We start from the raw sequence: 422 nt of genomic DNA, 5'->3' as shown, positions 1-422 counted from the left end.
GCCATATGCTGCTCAACCTGCTGCGAGTGCGCAGTAAATCCGCACGCGGTCTTGCCATTGGTAATGCTTCGCATGCGCTGGGGACAGCGCGGGCTGCCGAGATCGATTATCAGGAAGGCGCGTTCAGCTCACTGGCACTGGTGCTGTGCGGCATTATCACGTCGCTTCTGGCACCGTTTATTTTTCCGCTATTAATGGCGTTGTGGGGCTAAAACTTGCGATAAGTCTCGCATTTCGTTGATCAATTTCACTTATTACATTGATAGAGAGACTTAGATCACATATAACTGGCTGCCGGCCCGCTAACATGGGCTGCATTCAGCGAAAGAGGCCCCACTATGCACCCACGTTACCAGCAGGCATTTGCCACGCTTCCTACCCTGTTACAAAGCGCACTTCAGCCGATCCTGGCCGCGGATGAC

The 422-nt window shown here is 53.6% G+C and carries 2 protein-coding genes; both read left to right on the top strand.

Going from position 1 to position 422, the window contains the following annotated elements; translation table 11 throughout:
• Positions 1 to 212: LrgB family protein (locus WH277_RS02185; RefSeq protein WP_339504143.1), on the top strand; the 212-nt coding region annotated here is incomplete at its 5' end.
• Between the two features lie 126 nt (positions 213 to 338).
• A partial coding sequence (locus tag WH277_RS02180; RefSeq protein WP_339504144.1) for a hypothetical protein occupies positions 339 to 422 on the top strand: 84 nt, incomplete at its 3' end.

This window comes from Erwinia sp. MYb416 (assembly GCF_037479575.1).
GTDB classification, from domain to species: domain Bacteria; phylum Pseudomonadota; class Gammaproteobacteria; order Enterobacterales; family Enterobacteriaceae; genus Erwinia; species Erwinia rhapontici.
Note: the sequence above shows the minus strand (reverse complement) of the source record. Positions and strands in the feature narration are given on the sequence as shown.